The organism is Ignatzschineria sp. LJL83 (assembly GCF_054871845.1).
In genome coordinates, this window is sequence record NZ_JBTXLY010000002.1 from 16,159 (window position 1) to 39,456 (window position 23,298).

Annotated in this window: 19 protein-coding genes; 7 read left to right on the forward strand and 12 right to left on the reverse strand. The window is 37.6% G+C overall.

What is annotated here, in order from left to right; translation table 11 throughout:
• Nucleotides 1–57 precede the first annotated feature (57 nt).
• Nucleotides 58–951, reverse strand: a complete 894-nt coding sequence (locus ACYSN2_RS01955) for a DMT family transporter (protein WP_461748580.1) — start codon at nt 949–951, stop codon at nt 58–60.
• A gap of 185 nt (nt 952–1,136) precedes the next feature.
• On the opposite strand from ACYSN2_RS01955, the gene ACYSN2_RS01960 reads away from it, so the two are divergent.
• Nucleotides 1,137–1,637 (forward strand): elongation factor P hydroxylase, encoded by a 501-nt coding sequence (locus tag ACYSN2_RS01960; RefSeq protein WP_461748581.1) that lies wholly within the window; start codon nt 1,137–1,139, stop codon nt 1,635–1,637.
• A gap of 136 nt (nt 1,638–1,773) precedes the next feature.
• On the opposite strand, the gene ACYSN2_RS01965 is transcribed toward ACYSN2_RS01960, so the two are convergent.
• From ACYSN2_RS01965 to elbB, 11 genes are all read right to left on the reverse strand, one after another.
• Nucleotides 1,774–2,676 carry an AEC family transporter gene (locus tag ACYSN2_RS01965; RefSeq protein WP_461748582.1) on the reverse strand — a complete coding sequence of 301 codons (903 nt, stop codon included), beginning with the start codon at nt 2,674–2,676 and terminating at the stop codon, nt 1,774–1,776.
• Nucleotides 2,677–2,754: 78 nt separating this feature from the next.
• A complete protein-coding gene (gene nagA, locus ACYSN2_RS01970; RefSeq protein ID WP_461748583.1) occupies nt 2,755–3,876 on the reverse strand; it encodes an N-acetylglucosamine-6-phosphate deacetylase in 1,122 nt (373 codons plus the stop codon).
• Between the two features lie 127 nt (nt 3,877–4,003).
• The gene (locus ACYSN2_RS01975; RefSeq protein WP_461748584.1) at nt 4,004–5,020 is read right to left on the reverse strand and encodes an SIS domain-containing protein; all 1,017 of its coding nucleotides are present in this window, start codon (nt 5,018–5,020) and stop codon (nt 4,004–4,006) included.
• Between the two features lie 32 nt (nt 5,021–5,052).
• Complete coding sequence (locus ACYSN2_RS01980; protein WP_461748585.1) at nt 5,053–5,937, reverse strand: ATP-binding protein; 885 nt, start codon at nt 5,935–5,937, stop codon at nt 5,053–5,055.
• Between the two features lie 96 nt (nt 5,938–6,033).
• The gene (gene accA, locus ACYSN2_RS01985; protein WP_461748743.1) at nt 6,034–6,993 is read right to left on the reverse strand and encodes an acetyl-CoA carboxylase carboxyl transferase subunit alpha; all 960 of its coding nucleotides are present in this window, start codon (nt 6,991–6,993) and stop codon (nt 6,034–6,036) included.
• A gap of 70 nt (nt 6,994–7,063) precedes the next feature.
• On the reverse strand, nt 7,064–8,428 hold the full coding sequence (locus tag ACYSN2_RS01990; protein ID WP_461748586.1) for a class II 3-deoxy-7-phosphoheptulonate synthase: 1,365 nt from the start codon (nt 8,426–8,428) through the stop codon (nt 7,064–7,066).
• A gap of 177 nt (nt 8,429–8,605) precedes the next feature.
• On the reverse strand, nt 8,606–9,622 hold the full coding sequence (gene ilvC / locus ACYSN2_RS01995) for a ketol-acid reductoisomerase (protein WP_461748587.1): 1,017 nt from the start codon (nt 9,620–9,622) through the stop codon (nt 8,606–8,608).
• Nucleotides 9,623–9,741: 119 nt separating this feature from the next.
• Complete coding sequence (gene ilvN, locus ACYSN2_RS02000; protein ID WP_461748588.1) at nt 9,742–10,254, reverse strand: acetolactate synthase small subunit; 513 nt, start codon at nt 10,252–10,254, stop codon at nt 9,742–9,744.
• Nucleotides 10,255–10,264: 10 nt separating this feature from the next.
• Nucleotides 10,265–12,007 (reverse strand): biosynthetic-type acetolactate synthase large subunit, encoded by a 1,743-nt coding sequence (ilvB, locus tag ACYSN2_RS02005; protein WP_461748589.1) that lies wholly within the window; start codon nt 12,005–12,007, stop codon nt 10,265–10,267.
• A gap of 259 nt (nt 12,008–12,266) precedes the next feature.
• Nucleotides 12,267–13,550 carry a homoserine dehydrogenase gene (locus ACYSN2_RS02010; RefSeq protein WP_461748590.1) on the reverse strand — a complete coding sequence of 428 codons (1,284 nt, stop codon included), beginning with the start codon at nt 13,548–13,550 and terminating at the stop codon, nt 12,267–12,269.
• A gap of 557 nt (nt 13,551–14,107) precedes the next feature.
• Nucleotides 14,108–14,797: an isoprenoid biosynthesis glyoxalase ElbB gene (gene elbB, locus ACYSN2_RS02015; protein ID WP_461748591.1), complete on the reverse strand. Its 690-nt coding sequence runs from the start codon at nt 14,795–14,797 to the stop codon at nt 14,108–14,110.
• Nucleotides 14,798–14,944: 147 nt separating this feature from the next.
• Between elbB and ACYSN2_RS02020 the strand changes: the two genes are divergently transcribed.
• From ACYSN2_RS02020 to ACYSN2_RS02045, 6 genes are all read left to right on the forward strand, one after another.
• On the forward strand, nt 14,945–16,702 hold the full coding sequence (locus ACYSN2_RS02020) for a tetratricopeptide repeat protein (RefSeq protein WP_461748592.1): 1,758 nt from the start codon (nt 14,945–14,947) through the stop codon (nt 16,700–16,702).
• On the forward strand, nt 16,702–18,294 hold the full coding sequence (locus ACYSN2_RS02025) for an N-acetylmuramoyl-L-alanine amidase (protein WP_461748593.1): 1,593 nt from the start codon (nt 16,702–16,704) through the stop codon (nt 18,292–18,294). The genes ACYSN2_RS02020 and ACYSN2_RS02025 overlap by 1 nt, the downstream gene beginning before the upstream one ends.
• A gap of 376 nt (nt 18,295–18,670) precedes the next feature.
• The gene (locus ACYSN2_RS02030) at nt 18,671–20,158 is read left to right on the forward strand and encodes an aldehyde dehydrogenase family protein (RefSeq protein ID WP_461748594.1); all 1,488 of its coding nucleotides are present in this window, start codon (nt 18,671–18,673) and stop codon (nt 20,156–20,158) included.
• Nucleotides 20,159–20,477: 319 nt separating this feature from the next.
• Nucleotides 20,478–21,428: an ABC transporter permease gene (locus ACYSN2_RS02035; RefSeq protein ID WP_461748595.1), complete on the forward strand. Its 951-nt coding sequence runs from the start codon at nt 20,478–20,480 to the stop codon at nt 21,426–21,428.
• Nucleotides 21,425–22,369 carry an iron chelate uptake ABC transporter family permease subunit gene (locus tag ACYSN2_RS02040; protein WP_461748596.1) on the forward strand — a complete coding sequence of 315 codons (945 nt, stop codon included), beginning with the start codon at nt 21,425–21,427 and terminating at the stop codon, nt 22,367–22,369. The genes ACYSN2_RS02035 and ACYSN2_RS02040 overlap by 4 nt, the downstream gene beginning before the upstream one ends.
• A complete protein-coding gene (locus tag ACYSN2_RS02045; protein WP_461748597.1) occupies nt 22,369–23,127 on the forward strand; it encodes an iron ABC transporter ATP-binding protein in 759 nt (252 codons plus the stop codon). Before ACYSN2_RS02040 ends, ACYSN2_RS02045 begins: the two co-directional genes overlap by 1 nt.
• Nucleotides 23,128–23,298: the final 171 nt, after the last annotated feature.

A 23,298-nucleotide genomic window follows, 5' to 3' on the forward strand; every position in this document is an offset into this window, starting at 1 on the left:
TGATTGCGATCATATCATGATCAATACTGATTGATGTAATATTTTTACACATGGTTTTTAAGCAATTTTTCTTTTAGGTCTTAGAGTTAATGCCATACCACCGAAGATTAAGATGATGCCTAACCATTGTTCAAAAGATGGAATAAATCCTGTAATGAAAATATCCATAATGATCGCAACTAAAGGATCTAAAAATACAAGAATGGCAATGACTTGTGTACTTAGATGGCGAATAGAATCAAAGAAGAGATAGAAGACAATGCCTGTATGAACAAAGCCGGTAATCAGAATGAATGTCCAATTTTTGGGAGTTAATCCTTCAAAAAGAGAGAGATCGACAAAAGGGAAGAGTAGTGCTACGCCAAAAGCAACTTGAATGGTTGTGATCGCATAAGAGCTTGCATATTTAAAACCTTTTCCGAGTAGCGTTAATAGTGCATAAAATAGTGCCGAGAGTAATCCGAAGATTAATCCTTTAGAGAAAAACTCAGAAAAGGAGGCACTTTTATTAATTTCGGAAATAGCAAGCGTTCCTAAAAAGCAGGCAATAATTGCTAAAATTGGAATCAGAGTTAATCGTTCTTTGTAAATAAAAGCCCCCAAAACCATAACAATCACAGGTGCTAAGTGATAGATGGAAATAGCAACTGTTACGCCAGATTCTTCAATGGCTTTAAAGAAATAGACCCAGTTTAGAATGAGGAAAACACCACAGATTAAAATCCGAATGACTTCTGATTTTACCCAATGTTCTGTTCGAAGTTGTCCTGATTTCCACCAAAAAAATCCTAAAAATAACGTAGCGCAGAGACAGCGGATAAACACGAGTTCCAATGCCGGAACACCGCTTCTTTCAGAGAAAAAGCCTACTGAGCCAAAAAGGATCATGGCGATAGACATTTTGATAAGGGAAGATCGGTTATTGAGCGTAGGGGTAAAAGTGGTAGACATGTTGGGGAAGTTCTTTGGGTTGCCGTGATATTAATATGAGGGAAAAATAACTATCGGGCTAAATAGGATATTAATCAAGAGAAGTTGAGAAATTTAGCGAGATAAATCTTCTTTTAAATATTTTCTTGAAAATTATGCGACAATTATCGTTCTCTAAATAAAGACGTTATTAGGATATTGTAGTAATGAATCAAGTTTTAACAGATGATGAATTGAGTGCGCTTTTAATTGATGTTTTATCCGGAATATTGCCTGATTTAACGATTCAAGGAGGTGCTGAAGAACCTTTTTATGAATCTGCTAAAGAAGGGCAAAAAGCGATTCTTTATTTTAGAGATAATTATCCTCGTAGTCTACTTCATGAATTATCTCACTTTTGCTTGGCGGGAGATAGACGCAGAAAATTAGATGATTTTGGATATTGGTATTTTCCATGTGGTAGAACGGCTGAAGAGCAATTATTATTTGAAGAAGTAGAAGCCAGACCACAAGGACTTGAGAAAGTGATGTGTGAAGTCATAGGGATTAAATTTTCGCCAAGCTTAGATGACTTTTCGGGAAATCCTCCTTCAAACTCATTTATCACGAATTTGGAGAAAGCGTATCAAGAAATGTCACATACTCCACCGCCAACAGCTCAAAAAGTGTTAGAAGGCTTCCGTAGTCACTTTGGCTCTAAAATCTAAAAGAAGCAAAGTATTCGAACTAATTAAGTATCAATCTATCGTTCATACAAACTTCGCTTTCTCAAATCCATTCCACCATAAAGTGAACATGGAAATCCATCTGATTCATTTTTATCTACTTTGTATGTAGTTTTGATTAAATGACTAAATAATAAAAAAGTGGAATGGTGATAAATGAGATAGGAATGCCAATCGCCGTCATGATCGAAGCTAATTCGCCATCTAATCCTCTTTCTACGGCAATGATAGCGGCAACGACCATCGGAGCCATTCCAGCTTGCATCAGAACGATTTGGTTAATATAAATATTGGGCGATGCATAGATAAACAAGAGCGTAGTGAGCACAGCGAGAGGCAGAATAATGAGTTTTATACTGAGTCCAATGCTGAGATAAGTGATGACACGTCTATTTCTAGGAAGAGATAAACTTGCCCCGACAGATATCATGGTCAAAGGGGTAATGAGTGAGCCTAGAGTTTCTAAGGTATAACTGATAAATGCCGGATAGGTAAAAGGCTTCAATAAAAAAGCGAAAATGAGCGCAATAATAGGAGGATAAGTCGCTAAGGATCGTAAATTTTTTGAAATAGAGGTTTTGGACCCACTATAAAAATCTGCAACAAATACTCCTAAAGTAAATAGTAAAATGAAATTTGATTGATCGACCCAAAGTGCAATTCCTAAATATTCCTCGGTTCCCATCATTGCTTGGATAAGTGGGATTCCAACAAATGAAGTATTTGCAGTTCCTGCTAATAGAATTAAAGTGCCTGTTGTGATGTGGGACATGGGCACAAATATTTTCACGATATACACAAGAATAATCGTCAGAAGGAATAGGAGCCAAGGGGAAAGGAGAGGGAAGATGGCTTCAGCAGAGAATGCTTGAGAATGGACCTTATCTAAAATAAGTGCCGGCAGAGCAATCATAATTGCAACTCTATTTAAAGAGTAGATAAATTCAGCTTTGCAAGAGATAGATCTTGTGAGGATTTTTCCGGCAATTAAGCATGTAATGATTAAAATAATGCCATTCATGACCATTCCCTATGATTCGTCAAACATGTCGCAAAATTGGTTTTCAAGGTGACTTGAGTATATATGATAAATCTCCAATTAGTAACAGATAGGGCGGATCTTATTATTGTGATATTGATTCAGGAATGCTTTGAATCCGGGTTTTAAAAACCCATATTGTTGAGAGTGGATGACAGTTGCAGGAATACTCGTTCCCATTGTAAATGCTTCACTTTCAGAAATATCAAGATATGAGATGCTATTGAGCACGGAAGTTGCCATATCTACATGCGCGCCTGCAAGAGTTCCTGTGGCATTGGTGAGCTTTCCTTCTTGCACATAAATGGTTTGATCATCTAAAATGAATTGTTCTTGATCGCTTCCAATAGAACTCATGGCATCGCTGACTAGAAACAATGTGCCTTTAGGTTTGCTTTGGTAGGCCAGTTTGACCATTAATGGATCTACATGGAAAGTATCGTGAATAATAGACGTAAAAGTCTCTTTAGATTGAATGGCAAAGCCTGTGGTTGAAGGATTGCGGGATTCCATTTGTGGCATCGCATTATATAGATGCGTAAATCCTTGCAGTCCTGCTAAGACAGCTTCTTGTAACCTTTCTGGGGAAGCTTCCGTGTGTCCGGCAAAGACAATAACGCCGGTATTACTCAGCTTCTCGATGAGCTTTAGAGATACCATTTCCGGCGCTAATGTGATTAGGCGCGTAAATTCTTGATGAGCACAAATTTCATCAATTAAGGTATCTGATAATATTCGGATATTGCTGAGCTTATGAATGCCTTTGCGCTCTGGATTAATCATAGGTCCTTCAATATGTATTCCGAGTAATCCACTTAAATTTTGTTCGATCCCTTTTTGAACGGCATGTAATCCTTTAGAAATCGTCTGATCATCAGCTGTAATTAATGTGGGAAGAATGGCGGATGTTCCAAGATTTTGATGGGCTTGAATAATGGTTTTTAAGCCCTCGATGTTAGGTTGATCATTAAATAAAACCCCTCCGCCACCATTGACTTGCAGATCTAGAAATCCTGGAAGTATTGTGCCTTTAATTTCAACTATTTTGTAATCTGTAGGAATTTGGTGTTTAGCGACAATCGCTGTGATTTGTTGGTGATCGACTAAGATCGCTCTGTTTCGATGAAGTGTTTCCCCATCGAATATAACGGGTGCTACATAGGCTAACTTTTCTTGGTTCATAAGATTTGATTTATTAAAAGAAGATTTAAAATTCATATATTCAGTAGATAATAAAAAGGTTAATACCATTACGATGTTGAAACATCAGTATTAACCTCTATTTATTGATTGGGGCTACTAGGTACTTTTATAAAGTTTCTGTAACTTTTTTAAGATTTGGCGGTACATCAGGATCTAATCCACGATGTCTAGATAACTGTTCAATTATTCTATAATACGCTGTTATCTGGACAAGAGGCTGAAGTAAAGGATGAACCTTTGGAATGACTAAGGTGCCATCATTGGCTTCATAATCCAGAGAGAATACTTTTGCACCATAACCTTCTAGCTTTTTGTTGATTGCAAGGCATGAATCTCTAGAAACATCAGAACCTACAAAGCTGATAATAGGGTATTGTGGAGTAATGAGTGATACAGATCCGTGGAAAATTTCAGATGCAGAAATACCTTCCGCATGAATTTGGCAGGTCTCTTTTAATTTTAATGCGGCTTCCACTGCGGCACTTAAGCCAACGCCACGGCCAATCACGAAAAGATCTTTTGCATGAGATAAATGTTCAATGAGTTCTGGCCATTCACTATTTACGACTTGATCTAAAGTCAAAGGTAGGTTGAGCAGTGCATCTGCTAAATCATTATCTTCATTCCAAGCCGCTACAATCGCCGCATAGATCGCAAGACTTCCTACAAAGCTTTTGGTCGCAGCAACACTTTTTTCTTCACCTGCTTTAATACCAAATAGAAAATCACACTCTTTTGCTAAAGGAGAATTTTCATCATTGATAATCCCGATAACTTTCGTGCCTCGTTCTTTCATCATCATGGCAAAACTAACGAGATCGGGGCTTTTTCCAGATTGTGACGTCACTATTAAAATAGCATTATCGACAAGAAGAGGTTGTTTATAAATGGTAGAAAGAGAGGGTGCAGCTACCGAAACAGGAATTCCTAGTTTTGTTTCAAAGAGGTATTTGCCATAAACAGAAGCGTTATAAGAACTTCCTCGCCCTAATGTGATAATTTGGTTAGGTTTAGATTTTTTGAGATATTCAGCGAGTTCTATAAGAACGGTTGTGTTGTCTTGGTGTTGTTTTTCAAGGACATTGGGAATATCTAAAATTTCTTTCGCCATGTATGTTGACATGATTTTTTCCTTTGTGGTTATCTAGGCAATAATTAGTCTTTTTGTATATTGTTCATGTAATAACGACCAATATAATCTTTAGAAAATTGGTAGGCGATTCTCCCGCTTCGAGAGCCTCGGGTTTGAGAGAATTGTAGTGCATCTCTTTCGAGTTGTTCAGTATATAGAATGTTAGGATCAAATTCATTGATCCAGCTTTTGACAATGGTTAAATATTCACTTTGTGAATATGGGTAGAAACTAACCCATAACCCAAAACGTTCAGAGAGAGAAATTTTTTCTTCAATGGCTTCTTGAGGGTGGATTTCCCCGGCGTCATATTGATTTAAATTATCTTGCATCGATTCAGGAAGTAAGTGTCTTCTATTAGACGTTGCATATAATAAAATATTGCTCGCCGGACTTGAAAGAGAACCATCAAGCATCGCTTTTAAAGGCTTATATGAAGGATCATTCGCTTCAAAAGAGAGGTCATCACAGAAGATAATGAAATAATGGGGTTGATTTTCTAAGATCTCTAATAAATCCGGAAGATCATTGAGATCATTGTTATCGATCTCTATCATTTTAAGATTGTGGTGGTGATAAGTTTTTAATACCGCTTTTACAATGGAAGATTTTCCAGTACCCCGAGAGCCTGTTAATAAAATATTATTTGCGGGAAAATTATTTAAAAATTGTTCGGTATTGTTTTTAATTAAGGAGATTTGTCTATCAATCCCTTTTAACTGCTCAAAATTAATGGATGCGGGATGCATGATTGGAGCTAATGTCCCAAATGTGGAGTAGGACTTTTTTTCCCAACGAAAGGCTGAAGATTCATTAAAGTTAATGTTTTGATTATCAGGGGGAAATAAAGGCTCTAAGCGATCAATTGCATCGGCAATTTTTTGTAAGAAGGGAAGGAGTTGATTCATCGTAAAGATCCTCTACTAAAGGCTTGCTTGAAAATACTCTTTAAAACCAAAAAGACGATTTTATATGAATAAAATCGTCTTAGTATTATGTGTCGCTTATTTAGTCTTAAACTGACCGTAAGCCATTATCTTGTCATATCGTTGTTGCAGAAGCTCATCCGTAGGAAGCGCAGTCAATTGATCTAAGGCTGCGTTAATTTCCTTTTTGATATTATCACTCATCTCCTTGTAATGGCGATGTGCTCCCCCTTTAGGTTCTGAGATGATTTTATCAATGAGTTTTGCATCTATGTTTTTATCAGCAGTAACACCCATCGCTTCAGCGGCATCCTTGTTTTTTTCTGCACTTTTCCATAAAATGGAAGCACAGCCTTCAGGAGAAATCACTGAATAGATTGAGTATTGAAGCATCATAACGCGGTCGCCTACAGCAATTGCGAGAGCGCCACCAGATCCACCTTCACCTGTGACAGTGCAGATAATTGGAACACGAAGCTTACTCATTTCAAGTAAGTTACGAGCAATCGCTTCACTTTGACCACGCTCTTCAGCGCCAATTCCAGGATAAGCACCAGGAGTATCAATGAAAGTGACTACTGGAACATTAAAGCGCTCAGCAAGTTTCATTAAGCGAAGCGCTTTACGATAACCTTCCGGTCTTGGCATTCCAAAATTACGTTTAATTTTCTCTTTAGTATCGCGACCTTTTTGATGACCAATAATCATCACAGAACGACCATCGATTCTAGCTAATCCACCAACAATCGCGGCATCATCAGCATAAGCACGATCTCCATGAAGCTCTTGGAAATCATCACAGATGAGATTGATGTAATCTAATGTATAAGGGCGAAGAGGGTGGCGTGCAAGCTGTGTTACTTCCCAAGATGAAAGCTTAGAGAAGATTTGCTCTAACTTTGCATTTTTCTTTTTTTCTAATGCATCAATCTTGTCTGTAACATCAATATCAGCATCTTGAGCCCAATTTTGTAGCTCATTAATTTTAGTTTGAAGCTCATAAATGGGAGCTTCAAAATCGAGGTAATTCGTATTCAACACAATACTCCTAAGAAAATCGATATGTCCTATAAAATACCATATCTTAACGTAATAGTAAGCTAAAGAATTATACGCTAGCAGGAATTTTTTCGCGATGTTCTTTTAGTTTTGATGAGATCTGGAATGCAAGCTCTAGACTTTGTTGAGCATTTAATCTTGGATCACAATGGGTATGATAGCGATCTTCAAGTTCTTTTGAGGTGATGTTTTGTCCGCCACCTAAGCATTCTGTTACATCCGTTCCTGTCATTTCAAAATGAACACCACCTGCGTAAGTTCCTTCTGCATTATGAGCATCAAAGAAGTTAATGACCTCAGCTAGAATGCTATCAAAAGGACGTGTTTTATAGCGATTTTCCGTAATCGTATTTCCATGCATAGGATCACAACTCCAAACAACATGACGACCTTCATTTTTAACTGCTCGTAGTAATCTAGGGAGATGTTTTAAAATGTTATCCGCGCCCATTCTGGTAATTAATGTTAATTTTCCAGGTTCATTATTTGGATTGAGAGCATCAATTAAACGAATTAATTCATCTTCACTCATTTTTTGGCTCACTTTTACGCCGACAGGATTGGCAATACCTTTAGCAAACTCAATATGAGCGCCATCTAATTGACGGGTTCTCTCCCCAATCCATACCATATGAGCTGATGTATTATACCAATCTCCAGTAGTGGAGTCTGTTCTTGTCATTGCTTCTTCATAGCCAAGGAGTAGCATTTCATGAGATGTGAAATATTCCGTTTCACGAATAATGGCATTATTAGGATCAACGCCACATGCTTGCATGAATTTAAGGGCATCTTGGATGCGTGTTGCAAGATCAATATAACGTTCTGCTTGAGGAGAATTTCCAACAAAGCTCATTGTCCAACGTTGAACCCTGTGAAGATCGGCATACCCTCCTTTTGCAAAGGCGCGTAGAAGGTTTAAAGTTAAACCAGATTGTGCATAAGCCTGCCATAATCTTTCAGGATCTGGTTCTCTTGCTTCGGCGGTAAAATCAATGCCATTGACGATGTCTCCACGATAGCTTGGTAGAGTAATACCATCAATTGTTTCTGTATCGGAAGAGCGAGGTTTTGCAAATTGTCCAGCAATTCGACCGACTTTAATCACAGGACTGCTTGCTGCAAATGTTAGAGTTACGGCCATTTGTAATAAAACACGAAATGTATCACGGATGTTATCAGAGCTAAAGTCAGCAAAACTTTCAGCGCAATCTCCGCCTTGAAGTAAAAATGCTTTACCATATACCGCATCTGCAAGTTGTGCTTTTAGAGATCTTGCTTCACCCGCAAAAACGAGTGGTGGAGCTTTACGAAGACGATCCTCAACAGATTTTAGCGCTGTTACATCTTTGTAATTTGGCAATTGAACTGCCGGGAAATCTCTCCAACTAGATGGGGTCCAAATCTGGCTCATAATATATTCCTATTTGTATTTTAAAGGTTACTTATAAATCTATAATGAAACTGTAGATTGAATTATTTTTATAAAAAATGCCTTAAGTTTTAAGGCTTAAGGCATCTTAACATCGGTTCTAAATTTCACTTTCAACTATATGAAAGTACTCTGATTTTAAATCAAGAAGTATGAAAATTAGTTTTTAGATTGATCAACAAGGCTATTTTCTGTAATCCATGGCATCATTGCACGGAGTTTAGCGCCTGTTTTTTCAATTGGATGTTCAGCTGTTAAGCGACGAATGGCAGTCATTGAAGGATAGTTAGTCATACCTTCTTGAATGAACATTTTTGCATATTCACCAGATTGAATACGATAAAGAGCATGACGCATTGCATCTTTAGTATCTTCTGTAATAACTTCAGGACCCGTAACATACTCACCATACTCAGCATTGTTTGAGATTGAGTAGTTCATGTTAGCGATACCGCCTTCATACATTAAGTCTACGATGAGTTTTAACTCATGTAAGCACTCAAAGTATGCCATTTCTGGTGCATAACCTGCTTCTGTAAGTACTTCGAAACCTGCTTTAACAAGTTCAACCGCACCACCACAAAGAACTGCTTGCTCACCGAAAAGATCCGTTTCAGTCTCTTCTTGGAATGAAGTTTCGATAACGCCAGCTTTACCGCCACCATTTGCAGATGCATATGATAATGCGTAGTCACGAGCTTTACCAGTTGAATCTTGATAAACAGCGATAAGTGTTGGAACACCACCACCTTTTACATATTCAGAACGAACAGTGTGACCAGGACCTTTTGGAGCAACCATTACAACGTCAAGATCTTTACGTGGAATGATTTGGTTATAATGGATATTAAAACCATGAGCAAAAGCGAGAGTTGCACCTTCTTTAAGGTTTGGCTCAATTGAGTCACGGTAAACAGCTGGTTGGTTTTCATCAGGAAGAAGAACCATTACAAAATCAGCCTCTTTCGTTGCATCTGCAATTTCTTTTACGTTATGACCTGCGTTTACAGCTTTGTCCCACGATGCGCCACCTTTACGGAGACCCACGATAACATTGACGCCTGAATCTTTAAGGTTTTGTGCATGTGCATGACCTTGTGAACCATACCCAATGATTGCAACAGTTGTATCTTTGATTAACGAGATATCGGCATCTTTATCGTAAAAAACATTCATTTTAAAATATCCTTTAAGTAATTCTTTTTTGTTATGAGTTATCAATAGTATGAGTTTTGAGTTGTACTACTGATATCTCTATTAATTAATAATTTTAGTAGCTATAAGTTTACAAGCTATTAGAGTGTTAAACCTTTTGCTCCACGAACAAGTCCTAGCGCACCAGAACGTACAATTTCAATAATTCCAAGTTCAGTGACAGCGACGATAAATGCATCGAGCTTGTCTTGAGTACCTGTCATTTCAATTGTGTAAGAAAGTGGAGTGACGTCAATAACTCGACCTCTGAACATTTCGTTGATTCGGAATAATTCTGATCGGTTTTGGCCTTCGGCTTGAACTTTGATCAGCATCATTTCTCTTTCAACGTAAGCACTATCGCAAAGATTTGTGAGCTTGACAACATCTATGAGTTTATTCAATTGCTTTACGATTTGTTCAACAACATGATTGTTTGCAATCGTCACTAATGTCAATCTCGCAAGAGAAGGATCATCAGTTGCAGCAACACTTAAGCTATCGATGTTATAGCCACGTGCAGAAAATAGGTTTACTACTTTAGATAGTGCGCCGGCTTCGTTCTCCATTAAGATCGAAATAATATGACGCGAAGATTCAGTATTAAATGTCATGATTTCTCCCTTAAACTTGGCTTAAGCCTTCAGCTAACGTATTTTCCATTTTATCGCGACCCGCTAAGATCATTTCGTGATGACCTTTTCCGGCGGGAATCATTGGGTAAACATTCTCGCTGGGATCGGTGATAAAATCGAGGAATATAGTCTTATCTTTCTGTTTGAAAGCTTCTCTTAATGCTGGTTCTACATCACTTGGTTTGTGAATTTGAATCCCGCTATGACCATAAGCCTCTGCAAGTTTTACAAAATCAGGAAGAGAGTCAAAATAACTCATGCAGTAACGCTTTTGGAAGAAAAACTCTTGCCATTGGCGAACCATTCCTAAATAACCATTATTAAGGTTAATAATTTTTACAGGTGAACAATACTGTAGCATTGTGGAAAGTTCCTGAAGCATCATTTGAATACTTCCATCACCTGTAATACATGCAACATCCTTATCAGGACGAGCAATTTTTGCACCCATTGCTGCTGGTAGCCCAAAGCCCATTGTGCCAAGACCACCAGAATTCAGCCATTGACGAGGTTCGTCAAAGGGGTAATATTGTGCTGCCCACATTTGATGCTGACCAACATCTGAAGTTACGATCGCTTTTCCTTCCGTGACTTCAAAGAGTTTTTCAACCACAAATTGTGGTTTAATAATGACATCGCTCTTTTCATAATCAAGAGAACGCATATCTCGCCACTCTTCAATTTGATCCCACCATGCTTTAAGAGCAGTTTGATCAAGTTGGCCTTTTTGTTGTTTGTGAATATTGTTGAGTTCTTCTAAAACAGGTTGTAACTGACCTACAATGGGTAAGTCTACAGCGACATTTTTGGCAATAGAAGATGGATCAACATCCACATGAATAATTTTTGCATTCGGGCAGAATGTTTCTAAAGTACCGGTAATTCTGTCGTCAAAGCGAGCGCCTAAAGCAACCAAAACATCACAATGATGCATTGCCATATTTGCTTCGTAGGTTCCATGCATTCCGAGCATACCAAGGAATTGTTTATCAGTTCCTTCGTAAGCACCTAAGCCCATTAATGTACTAGTAATAGGGAGGTTTAGATCTTTTACAAACTGACGAAGTTCATTGTGTGCTTCGCCAATAATAATTCCACCACCGGTATAAATCATGGGTCTTTCTGCTTTCATAATCAGATCATAGGCTCTTGCGATCTGTTTAGAGTGACCTTTTACCGTTGGATTATAAGAACGCATTGAGATCTCTTCAGGATACTCAAAATCGGTTTGATGGACAGTAATATCTTTTGGAATATCAATTACAACTGGGCCGGGTCTGCCTGTTGTTGCAATATAGAAAGCTTTTTTGATAGTGCTAGCAAGATCTTTAGCATCTTTTACTAAAAAGTTATGTTTCACACAAGGAAGGGTAATTCCTACAGTATCAACCTCTTGGAAGGCATCATTTCCGATAAGACCTGTTGCAACTTGTCCAGATAGGACAATCATTGGAATGGAATCCATGTAAGCGGTAGCAATACCAGTGACGGCATTAGTAAGACCAGGGCCCGAAGTCACAAGGACAACACCAGGTTTTCCTGTTGTACGAGCATAGCCGTCAGCCGCATGAGTTGCTGCTTGTTCGTGACGGACTAGAATGTGTTCAATCTTGTCTTGTTTATAAATCTCATCGTATAAAGGTAATACGGCACCGCCAGGATAGCCGAAGATACATTCTACGTCTTCCTTGATTAAGGAGCGGATGATGATTTCTGCACCACTTAATTTCACAGGATCTCCTCTTTTAAATATATATGAATCATCAATTGTATGAGTATTTCGTAAACCTCCATATTTCAGGATTGTAAACGACTGCCAGAGTGAATATAAGTATAAGGTATTAATTTATAATTATAATTAAATTTGCAGAGTTTACATTATGCAGTATGGAGGAGGTATAAAATCCCATTTATTTATTTTTATCGTGTATTTAAATGCTTTAGTCGAAGTATTTAAGTTAATTGGCATCAAATGTTAATTGGTGGGATTTTTAAAAATTCTCTATCCGAATTAACTTAGCATCCTTGACGCCTTCAATTAACATAGCATTATTAATAAGATTTTCTACACTTTCTTCAAATGTTTTTTCACAAATAATGATAATTCTTTGATTTGTATTGTAAAATTTAATTTCAAATGGTGCATTTAAGTCATTTGTCGCTGAAGATTGTAATTGCGTCAAAAGAGTTGAGGTATCAGCCTTTTCATCATATTCGAAGGAAATATAATAATTTGATTGAAATGCTGATTTGGGAATAATTGGGAGTGTTGAAAGATTGTTCACTTTATATCCCAATGCTGGTGCACTGTTATGAATATTTTGGTTGTGAATAATCTCTATTAAATCTGCAATAACAGCGGATGCTGTTGCTTCACTACCAGCACCACGGCCACTTAAAAATTGCTCTCCCACAGCATTTCCTTGGATGAAAACACCATTAAGAACACCATTTACATTTGCAAAAGCATGCTTTGAAGGAACGAGCGCAGGGTGGACGCGAAGTTCTACACCTTGTTCAGAGCGACGAGCAATACCTAAATGCTTAATGGTATATCCTTCTTGCGCGCTGATTTCGATATCATTTTTTGTAACAGTATCGATACCTTCTGTGACAAGTGCATCAAAATTGAGAGGGATTCCAAAAGCGGTAGAGGCTAAAATTGTGAGCTTATGCCCAGCGTCAATCCCTTTAATATCAAATGTAGGATCCGCTTCTGCAAAGCCAAGTGCTTGAGCATCTTTCAGACAATCTGCAAACTCAGAGCCTTTGTCTGTCATTTCTGTCAAAATATAGTTAGAAGTGCCATTAATAATGCCCATCACAGAATCAATACTGTTAGCTGCTAAGCCTTCTCTTAATACTTTGAGAATAGGAATACCACCGGCAACGGATGCTTCAAAGCGAAGGAAAACATTGTTGTCTTCGGCAATTTTTAAGAGTTCATTGCCGTGAATTGCAATGAGTTCTTTGTTTGCGGTAATAACAGATTTACCATTTGAAAGCGCTGTTTTAATGTAGGTAAATGCAGGCTCAATACCACCGATAAGTTCAATGACAATATCAATATCTTGGTTGTTAATAATCTCATCAATATTATCAGTGAGATTTAACTGATGGGGATTTTCTCTATCTAGGGTGCGCACAAACACTTTTTCAATCATCGGTGTTCGGGAAATGCGACGAGAGATGTCAATTTGATTTTTTGATAATACTGAGGCAACGCCAGAGGCAACAGTGCCAAGACCAATAAGTCCTACTTTAAGAGGCTCCATGATAACTATTAATTCTCCAATGATTAATGAACAGCAATGATTTATATCAGAAGCCAAAGGTTTCTGTAAGGATCATTAAGGATTGAAAAGAGTACAGTTGTTTGTAGTTTTGCTTTACAAATACCCTTTTTTTAAGTTTACCTGATTTTTTAGAAAGTGGAAAACTTGCACATATCTTGGTCAATTTTATTGAATAGATGATGTAGTTTGATTTTTCAGCTCTTTTTGAGAGCGATAGAGGCAGTAATATATTTTAAATTATAAAAAGATGCTAGTTAATTACGAAGTTAAGTGAGGTGAAGTAATTATCTAGCATCAGTTTTTTATTGAAGAGGGTTTATCCTTGAAGATATATCTCTGAAGATACCAATAAGAGAAAAGTATTCTTGGTATATGTAACCGAATACTTCATAGAATGTTTAATTTCCACATATTTGTTGGTATGAATACATGGAAATAGGCATATAGAAATATAATTATGAGTCTTTATTCCTACACTTGATTGATAAATGTCTTCATGAATATGTTCTTAAGAATAGATCGTTAAGAATATATTTTTAAGGATTCGGGATTATCTCTTGTAATGTATCTACACATGATTCTATGCCGGAAAATACTTCAAAAGGGGTAGCATTACCATCCATATAAGCCCCAGAAGTGATAATAGGGTAATTTGGATCTTTGAAGGATTCATGAGTATCTGTTTCAACATGGGAAATATTCCATACTTGAAGTGCCGGTAAGAAATCTCCGGCATTAGATGATTGCCCAAAGGTAAGGGTTGCATCGTGAATATTGAGCTCTTTTAGGGCAATGGCAACTGCCATTGGTGCTGCGCAAACAGCGATGATCGGTTTTTTGAGTGTGATAGCGGCTTTGATTTTATCTCCAATGTCGGTTTGCAATAAAGCGTTATTACCTTCTGTCAGATAGTTTGTGAAATTTTTAATAACTCCAAAACCTCCTGCCATCGCAATGCCATCAACCTGAGAGAGATCAAGCTCATCAATCGGCTGAATCTTACCACGGGCGATTCTTGCTGCTTCTTCTAAAATAGATCGATTCGGGGTAAGCTCACTTCCTTCAAGATGGTTGACAGTGTGTTGTTGTAGTCGATTAGGTGCGTAAAAATCCACTTGATAGCCTGCTTTAGATAGCGCAATATTTAGTGCAACAGCTTCCGTAATTTCAGCGCCATCAAGATGGCCACAACCAGCAAGAATTAAAGCAAAATGTCTATTTTTCATAAATTGTTACTCCTTTAGAAGAGATCGTAATAATTAACACAGGAAGGCGTTTTACGTTAAAATGTTTGGGTTAAATCAGTCTGCGTTATAGAAAGCAGAATAAAAAAAATGTCGATGAATGACAAGAATTAAGGAGTTCAGGGCGGTATGAAGAAGTTTTTGAATCTATTTGTAATGTCACTTTGTGTAACAGGTAGTTTGGCTTTTGCTGATGATAATGACATAAATAAGACCTCTTCTGAGATAGAAAAAGAGTTGCTTGCTTCTGATCCTAGTTTTTATAACGATAATGAAAATAGAGAAGTTTATGATTTCTTAGCAGCTGAGATTGCTGAAAAAAGAGAAAACTGGGATGGCGCTAAAAAGGATTTTGATCAGTTCTTAGAGCAAAAAAGACACCCGAAAGTTTTAGAACGTCGAATTCAATTAGATTTAGAAGAGGGGAATATTGCGGAAGCGTTACCCTTTATTCAAAAATTAGTGATTCAAGATCCGACTAATTTACAAACTTATAATTTACTAGCAGAAGCTTATGTGTTGATGGATGACATTGAATATGCGGCAAAAACGTATCATCATTTAGTGGAAATGGTGTATTTAACGAATCAAGGAGTTGTTGAATATTCTCCATATCTTGCCATTTTAAAGAGATTCCATGAGTTTGAATTACCTCTTGAAAAGCAATTAGAAATTTTTAAACAATTAGCTGCGTTAGAAAATCAAGATACTTTCCCACTTGTAATTTTAGCGGGATTTTTAATTGATAACTCGCGTTATTCTGAAGCTGAAAGTTATTTGGAAAGAGCGCTTCAGATTAATCCCGCAAATCCTAAAATCTATACTTTATATACATATGTGTATTGGAATATTGGTGCGCCGGAAAAAGCGATTGCGATTTTAGAGCATGCATATGCTCAGTATCCAGATCCGGAGATTGGTTTTGAACTTGCAAATGCGCTGATTTCAAATTTTGAATATGAGGAAGCGTATCAACTGTTAGTTCGACTCATGATCATGACAGATGAATTGCCGGTTGTATTTGAGCGATTTATCGGTATGGCATATGCAATGGGGAATTACGATAATATTCGAGATATGCTGATGTTACGTTTAAGTGAACCTGAACAGCTCACAAATGCAGTATTGAATCTTTTCTACTTTTCAGAAATTTTAGGTAATAGCGAAAAATTGTTAGAGGTATTACCTGTGATTGAAAATCCAGTTCCGCAATATGCAGAAGCTATCTTAACGATTCAAGCAAAGATTGCATTATCTGAGAAAAATTATTCGGCGTTTGATGAGCTTTTTGAGCAGATTAAAGCGTTAGATATCTATAATGACGCCGGTATTGCTTTGAAAAAAATGATGATGCTACAAGAAGCAAAAGAGTTTGTGAGATTAGATCGAGAAATTGCTTTGAGTGGTCAATTTTTAGCACAAGAACAATCTGCTCATTTAGCATTTCTGAAAGCAATGAGTGCTTATGGGCATGGCGATTATGAAACAATGCAGAACGTTTTTGAAGCGGAAATTAAGGCAAATCCACAAGATGCAATTGCCTATAATGCTCTAGGATTTTCTTTATTAGAGGTAGATCCTGCAAATGCCTTGGTAGCACTTCCATATATTTCTAAAGCTAATTTATTACTACCGAACCAGGATTTTATTGAAGATAGTTTGGCGTGGGCATATTTTCATTTAAATGATTTGCTTCGAGCAAAAAAATATATTGAAAAGGCATATCAAAAGAATAAAGATCCTGAAATTATTGCACATTACATTGTAATTTTAGATGCGCTTGGGGAAGTTGATAAAGCGAAATCCTTGTATCATAAGTTTAATCTGTTTTTTGGTAACTCAGAGAAGAAACAGATTTTAAAAGAGAATATTGAGTGGATAGAGTAATGCAACAAATGATGAAAAACTGGTTAAAAAAGAGAGTGAGTTGGTTGTGTTTCCTATTGCTTTCTCTTTTTTTTCTAAATAGTGTGTTTGCCGCAACAACTGTGGGAGCCGGGAGAGCAGAAAGTCGTAATGGCGAATTACAGGTTATTTTCCCCCTTAGTCAGCAGATCAAGTTTAATAGTTTTAGATTGCAAAACCCCGATCGATTAGTAGTAGATATTCCCAATGCACAGTTGCAAACAAAAATGACCTCTTTGCCGATTTCATCGGCATTAGTGTCAGGTGTGAGGTTGGGAACGCAACAAGGAACGGATCTTCGTATTGTCATTGATCTAAGGCAAGCTTCCGTGCCGGCAAGTGCTGCTGTAGTAAGAAGTAATAGAGGTTATGAGTTAGTAATTGTCGTTGGATCTTCTGCAGGAAATATTCAAAAAGATTTCGCTTCATCTGGGCAAACAGTGATTACAACACCTCAGGAAATTCAAGTTGCTAAGACAGTGCCGAAGAAAAACATTCTCATTGTACTCGATCCGGGGCATGGTGGAAAAGATCCCGGTTCTAGTGGAAAGGCGGGTACAAGAGAGAAAAATGTTGTATTAGAGATTGCGAAAATTTTACAACAAAAAATTAATCGTGAACCAAATATGAAAGCGATTTTAACAAGAGATAACGATACATTTATTCCTCTTCGGGAGCGAGTGTTGTTTGCAAGACGTCACAAAGCAGATATGTTTATTTCCATTCATGCCGATGCCGGATCAGCAACGGCAAGCGGTGCATCAGTGTATATTCTCTCTACGAGTGGCGCTTCCAGTGAAGCCGCAAGATTGCTTGCAACAGCAGAGAATCAGTCTGATTTAATTGGTGGTGTGAAGATATCAGATAAAGATGATGCGATTGCGTCGATGTTGTTAGATTTATCGCAAGAGGCGACAATTGAATCTTCGAATGCGCTTGGTATTCATCTGTTAAAGAAATTGAGCCAACACGCAAATCTTCATAAAAAACAGGTAGAAAGAGCGGGATTTGCAGTATTGAAAGCGCCGGATATTCCCTCTGTCTTAGTAGAAACAGGATTTATTTCTAATCCTAAAGAAGAGCAAAACTTACGTAATAAGAGACATCAGACGCGTTTAGCGGATGATATTTTGGGCGGTGTTAAGGCGTATTATAAAGATCGTCCGGCAACAGAGCTTGTGTATACGACAGTAGTTCAGAAAACGGATAATAGTGCGGCGCAAGTATTAACTCAGACGCCGCATCAATTGAGACCACAAGGGAATGCCATTTCAGAGGTAAATCTTCCAGAGCTGCGTTTGGAGTCAGGAAGTCAAAATAGTGGGCCGGTTGGTAATACCATATCCCCACCAGTGACAATTGGCGTACAGTTTCCAGAACCAACGGCAACCCCTCCGGCATTGAATTTAATCTCAGAGGAAGTTGCCACTAGAGAATATGTCACCTTAAGGGGAGATTCTTTGGTAGCTATTGCGGAAAAATTTAAAGTCAATGTGAATGAGCTTAAACGAGTGAATCAACTGCCAGATAACCAGCTACGAGTGCCGGTTGGAACGCAGTTAATTATTCCTTAATATGTGATTTGAGATTTTTGATGATGTTATCTATCGGGTAATAAAGTAATTAATCTTGGAAAGATAGCAAAGTGAAAATAACATATATCAGCAAAATTGAAGACGAGATACTCGTCTTTTTTTGTGCTTTGATTAATATTAGATTCAATAGGTTAAATAGGAAGTTGGATGATTCAGAAGATCAAATAGCGTGATTTGAGGGGAGTGAGGCTGAATCAAGAGTGTTTTTAGTCAATGTAATATAGGTCAATATTTTTCATTAAAGTAAATATTTATGTAAACAAGAATAGATAATAATTCTCAAAACAGATATGTTCTTAGAAGGCTTCATTGTTTTTTAATGGTTTCTAAAATATTGACTTTAGGAGAACAGATTATGAAAAAATTGGCTGATATTGCATCAAACCTACGTCCGCAAGATTCCTATCAATTATTGATAGATGGTGTTTGGACAGATGGTGCCGATAAGAAGACATTTGATAGTTTTAATCCTGCAACAGGAGAGAAGCTTGCGACAATTGCAATTGCGGAAAAAGAAGATGTGGATCGTGCGGTAGAAACGGCGTGGGAAGCGTTTAATAGTTGGAGTCAAACGTCGCCTCAAGAGCGTTCTAAGTACCTTTTAGAAATTGCAGATCGATTAGAAGCAGAAGCGACGCGTTTTGCAACGTTAGAAACGTTAGATAATGGTAAGCCAATCCGTGAAACCACAAATGTGGATGTGCCATTGGCGGTTGATCATTTTCGTTATTTTGCCGGTGTGATTCGTGCTGAAAGCGATGAAGCAAATCTCATTAATAAAGATAGTTTAAGTATTGTTTTAAGTGAGCCGATTGGTGTTGTGGGGCAAATTATTCCTTGGAACTTCCCGCTTCTAATGGGCGCTTGGAAAATTGCACCGGCATTAGCTGCAGGAAACTGTATTGTGATTAAACCATCAAGTGATACTTCTATTTCTGTGTTAGAGCTAGGTAGAATTCTCAATGAAGTATTGCCGAAAGGGGTTGTGAGCGTTTTAACTGGCGGTGGTTCAACTACAGGAAATGCGATTTTAGAGCATGAAGGTTTTAGTAAGTTTGCATTTACAGGATCTACGGAAATTGGGTATAACGTGGCAAAAGCGGCGGCTGAAAAACTGATTCCGGCAACGTTGGAGCTCGGGGGCAAATCTGCAAATATCGTGTTTGAAGATGCACAAATTGATAAAGCGATTGATGGTGCGCTCATGGGAATTTTATTTAACCAAGGGCAAGTATGCTGTGCCGGTTCACGATTATTTGTACAGCGGACAATTTATGATGCATTTATTACCCGCTTAAAAGAGAAGTTTGAAAGCGTGAAAGTCGGCGATCCTTTAGATCCGAATACGCAAATGGGTGCGCAAATTAATGAGAAGCAGTTGAAGCAAATTTTAGGATATGTGGATATTGCGAAAGAGGAAGGCGCAACCATATTAACCGGTGGTAAGCGTGCGCATGATAATGGTGCATTTTTATGTCCGACAGCAATTGTGGATGTGAAACCGAATATGCGTATTGAGAAGGAAGAAGTATTTGGCCCCGTCGTTGCCATTATTGTCTTTGATACGGAAGAGGAAGCGGTTACTTGGGCAAATGATTCGGAATATGGATTAGGTGGCGCCGTTTGGACGCGAGATATTAACCGAGCATTTAGAGTAGCCAAAGCTGTGCGAACCGGAAGAATGTGGGTCAATACTTATAATGAATTGCCGGCACATGCACCTTTTGGGGGATATAAAAAATCTGGTGTTGGGCGAGAAACGCATAAAATGATGTTAGATGCGTATACTCAAAAGAAAAATATCTATATTAGTTTTAATGAGAAATTAACGGGCTTCTATTAAAAAAGCTTCTATGGCGATTTGCATAGAGGGATATCGTATGATTGTCATTATTAAACGATAAGATATCGCCGAGCGAAACTTTCCACGCATTAATTGAGTGTATTTACTAGAAATATTTTGAAGTTTTGTGAAGCATATTTGAATTAAAAGGGCAGATATATCTGCCCTTTTTTTGATATTTGTTTAAAAACTCGGCAATTATTGCGCAATCTCATTTAAAACATCTAATTCACCTATGAAAAATTTAAATATCAATGTAAGATAGCAATCATTATCATTCGGATTTATGTTTCATTTGTGAAAGGCTAATTTTATTAACATGAGAATACGGTATTGGGTTCTCATTCTCTTAGTATTATCGTTGATCTCCCTCTTTGTTGGAGTCATTAATATTTCTGTGAATGACCTGTTTAACTTAACGGATGCACAAAAACAGACTATTTTAATTAGTCGCATTCCAAGATTGATCACGATCTTAATTGCCGGCGCCAGCCTTTCAATTAGTGGTTTAATCATGCAAAAGCTGAGTCAAAATCCATTTGTATCGCCGACAACCGCAGGAACGATGGAATCAGCAAGGCTTGGAATATTAATCGCGATTCTCTTTTTTGCCGGCGCTTCTCCCATTATTAAAATGGCATTAGCCTTTGGTTTTGCACTTTTGGGAACGTTTGTATTTATGAAGCTTCTCAATCATATTCGTTATAAAGATGCTATTTTCGTGCCGTTGATCGGTTTAATGTTTGGCGGAATTATTGGTTCGATTTCGACATTTATAGCGTATAAATATGATCTGATTCAAAATTTATCTTCTTGGCTCATCGGGGATTTCTCAATGGTGATGTCAGGGCGCTATGAGCTGATCTATATCTCCATTCCGCTTATGATTGTGGCATATCTCTATGCGCATCAATTTTCCATTGCCGGCATGGGGCTGGATTTTGCAAAGAATTTAGGATTAAAGTATCAGCAAGTTGTGAATATTGGTTTAGCCATTGTGGCGATGATCACGGCGTCCGTGATTTTAACAGTGGGAATGATTCCATTTTTAGGATTGATTGTTCCCAATATTGTGTCGCTCTATAAAGGCGATAATATTCGTACAACGTTGCCATTTACGGCAATTTTAGGCGCAATTATTGTCTTAGTATGCGATATCGTAGGGCGATTAATTATATTTCCTTATGAGATTCCAATTAGTGTGATGATTGGCATTATCGGCAGTGCCGTGTTTATCTGGTTACTCTTTAAAAAGGCGGGAACAGCATGAGTAATCGTTTAAAACTCGTGATTCTATTTTCGCTCACTATTTTGAGCGTGTCGTTGTATCTCTTTTATCAGCTGGGTGCCAATTGGGATTATGTATTGCCACGCCGAGGATATAAAGTTGCATCGATGATTGTTGCCGGCAGTGCCATTGCATTTTCTACGGTAATTTTCCAAACCGTCACGCATAATCGAATTTTAACACCGAGTATTATGGGATTGGATTCGCTCTATCTGTTAGTGCAAACCTTACTAGTCTTTTTCTTAGGTGCAAAAAGCTTCACGATGATTAGTAATGAGTGGCTGTTTTTGCTGTCGGTTGGCGTTTTAGTACTTTTTTCTCTGATTCTGTTTAAATCAGTGTTAGGCAAAGAAGGGCGATCGGTCTATTTTCTGTTATTGATCGGGATTGTTTTAGGCGCGTTATTCCAAAGTTTAGCGACCTTTATGCAAGTACTGATCGATCCTAATGAATTTATGATCGTGCAAGATAAGATGTTTGCGAGCTTTAATAATGTGCAAGTGAAATTGTTATGGTGGGCGCTCGGTATTTTAGGCGCAACGTTTATTGCGTATATTCCGTTTATCAAATATCTTGATGTACTCTCTTTAGGGAGAGATCATTCGCTGAATTTAGGCGTGTCTTATCAGAAGATTGTAATGATGACATTAGTGGTTGTGGCAATTTTTACGGCTGTTTCTACGGCGCTGATTGGACCCATAACATTCTTAGGCTTGCTAGTTGCAAACTTAGGTTATGAAATATTTAAAACGTACCGGCATTCAGTGCTTCTTGTTGGAACGGTTTTAGTCAGTATTATTGCTCTATCTTTCGGGCAAGTATTAGTAGAAAGAGTATTTAGCTTCTCCACCACGTTGAGTGTGATTATCAACTTTATTGGAGGAATCTATTTTATGTATCTTTTATTAAGAGGGAGCAAATAATGGTAATTGTTGAGAATGTTTCTAAGCTATTTGGGCAGAAAAAAGTTGTCGATGATGTCTCTATTTCGATTCCGAAGAATAAAATCACCTCTTTAATTGGTCCCAATGGTGCCGGTAAAAGTACGCTTTTAGGCATGATGAGCCGACTTTTAACGCCAGATACCGGGAAAGTTTCCATCGAAGGGCGCTCTATTAATGATTGGAAGAGTGATGATCTTGCGAAAAAAATCTCTATTTTAAAGCAAGCCAATCATATTAATTTACGCATTACCGTAAGAGAGCTTGTGGCATTTGGCAGATTTCCTCATAGTAAAGGCCGTTTAACGGTAGAAGATCAAACCTTTATTGATGAAGCCATTGAATATATGGGGCTATCTGAACTTCAAGATAAATATGTGTCAGAGCTCAGCGGTGGGCAAAGACAATGTGCATTTATCGCAATGGTTGTAGCGCAAAATACAGAAGTGATCTTCTTGGATGAACCGCTAAATAACTTAGATATGAAGCATTCAGTGGAGATCATGCAAGTGCTTCGTAAGCTTGTGGATGAGAAAAATAAAACGATTGTGATCGTGATTCATGATATTAACTTCGCATCTTGTTATTCAGATCATATTATTTCTCTGAAAAATGGTGCATTAATGCATGAAGGCGCAACGGAGAAAATCATTGATAGTAATATCTTGCGCGATATTTATGATATGGAAATTCCGATCCAAATGATTGATGATCGTCGTATTTGTGTCTATTTTTCATAAGTCATTTAAAACATACTTTATTAAAAGGGATCTCTAGAGAATAGATTTTTAGAGATTGAAAGGGATTTCCCCCTTTTTTTATAACTACTGAATGTAAATGATTCTCAATTTAATAGGCGATTAAGTATCAAATGGTTTATAGTAGCTTTTAGAAAATTAAATGTAGATTGT